General features: G+C 47.0%; 2 protein-coding genes and 1 pseudogene. All 3 read left to right on the top strand.

Annotated features, from left to right (window positions below):
• Window positions 1–773 (top strand): annotated as a pseudogene (locus BSG1_RS19210) (energy-coupling factor ABC transporter ATP-binding protein); the annotation flags it as partial.
• Window positions 770–1567 carry an energy-coupling factor transporter transmembrane component T family protein gene (locus BSG1_RS19205; RefSeq protein ID WP_006838902.1) on the top strand — a complete coding sequence of 266 codons (798 nt, stop codon included), beginning with the start codon at window positions 770–772 and terminating at the stop codon, window positions 1565–1567. The pseudogene BSG1_RS19210 and the gene BSG1_RS19205, both read left to right, overlap by 4 nt.
• Window positions 1568–1580: 13 nt before the next feature.
• On the top strand, window positions 1581–2000 hold a 420-nt coding region (gene truA, locus BSG1_RS19200; RefSeq protein WP_044023206.1), incomplete at its 3' end, for a tRNA pseudouridine(38-40) synthase TruA.

Here is a 2000-nt window from a genome sequence, read left to right as displayed (position 1 = left end):
AAAAAGTATACAGCCATCATAGGACATACCGGTTCAGGAAAATCGACTCTCTACAGCATTTAAATGCATTATTGAAACCCACTTCAGGAAAAGTGGTCATAGGCGACTATGAAATCACGCCGAAAAAGAAATATAAACAGTTGAAGCCGATCAGGAAACGTGTCGGCATCGTCTTTCAGTTTCCGGAACATCAGTTATTTGAAGAGACCGTATTAAAAGATATCTGCTATGGTCCTCTCAATTTTGGCGTTTCAGAGGAAGAGGCGGAAAGAAGGGCAAGGCAATTAATTGTCACTGTAGGTCTGAGTGAGGATGTATTGGAACGCTCTCCGTTCGATCTGTCTGGCGGCCAAAAGAGAAGGGTGGCCATTGCAGGAGTCCTGGCAATGGAACCGGATGTGTTGGTCCTTGATGAGCCGACAGCCGGACTGGATCCCAGAGGAAGAACCGAAATCATGGACATGTTCCTTAAGATACACCAGGAAAAAGAACTGACAACGGTGCTTGTGACCCACAGTATGGAAGACGCTGCCCAGTATGCGGATGAACTTGTCATCATGCAAAAAGGGAAGCTTGTCGGGAAGGGATCACCGCAAGAAATTTTCTCTAAACCGGAATGGCTGTTCTCCTTGGGACTGGATGTTCCAGAGGTGGTCAAGTTTCAATACAGCATGGAACAGCAGCTGGGACATAAATTCAGTAAAACCTGCCTGACAATTGAAGAGCTTGCAGATGAAATAAAAGCTTTTTCAGAGCGGGGTGAACAATCATGATGGATAAAATGATATTCGGCCGATATATACCGAGTGATTCTTTTGTGCACAGGATGGACCCACGCTCCAAGCTGATTTTTGTTTTTGCCTTTATATGTACAGTCTTTCTTGCAAATAATGCTGTCACGTATGCTGTCCTTGGGATTTTCACGCTGACGGCAATGCTTTCTGTAAAGGTACCGTTAAAGTTCCTTATCGGCGGGCTGAAGCCTGTAATCTGGCTTGTTCTGTTCACCTTCCTTCTTCATATCTTTTTCACTAAAGAGGGAGAGGTACTGGCGGACTTAGGCTTCTTCAAGATTTATGAAGAGGGCCTCAGGCAGGCGGTTTTCATTTCATTGCGTTTCACATACCTGATCATTGTGACGACTCTCCTGACCCTCACAACTTCGCCCATCTCGATTACCGATGGTCTGGAGACATTGCTGGATCCGCTGAAGAAGGTGAAGTTTCCTGTCCATGAGATGGCTCTGATGATGAGTATCTCGCTTAGATTCATCCCTACTCTTATGGAGGAAACGGACAAGATCATCAAAGCACAGACGGCAAGAGGAGCAGAATTGGCCACCGGCCCGATCAAAGAAAGAATTAAATCGATTGTTCCTTTATTGATCCCGTTGTTCGTCAGTGCCTTCAAACGGGCGGAAGATCTGGCGACGGCTATGGAAGCGAGGGGCTACAAAGGCGGCGAGGGCAGGACAAAGTACAGGGTCCTCCGCTGGACAGGGACAGACACACTTGTCCTTGGCTCCCTTGTCATCCTGGCAGCAGTCCTGATTGTATTACGAGGATAATGGGAGTGATCTTATGCAGCGAATAAAATGTACAGTGGCATACGACGGCTCACCGTTTGCAGGGTATCAGGTACAGCCAGGCAAGCGGACGGTCCAACTGGAAATCGAGAAAGCTTTAAGTGCTATCCATAAAGGTGACCAAGTGAAGATCACGGCCTCCGGGAGAACGGATGCAGGGGTTCATGCAAAGGGCCAGGTCTTTCATTTTGATACTGGACTTTCCATTCCAGAGGAGAAGTGGCCGACGGTGCTGAACAGCAAGCTGCCTCCTGAAATTGTCGTCACCTCGGCTGAAGAGGTTGAAGAAGGTTTTCATGCCCGATTTTCTGCAGTGAAAAAAGAATACCGCTACTCTGTCTACCAAACCAAGACCGCCGATCCTTTTAAAAGAGACTTCGCCCTACATTATCCATTTCCATTGAATATAGAAGAA

Source organism: Bacillus sp. SG-1 (assembly GCF_000181495.1).
Taxonomy (GTDB): Bacteria; Bacillota; Bacilli; order Bacillales; family Bacillaceae_B; genus Rossellomorea.
The sequence above is the reverse complement of the archived record's forward strand: the minus strand, read 5'-3'. Positions and strand labels throughout refer to the sequence as shown.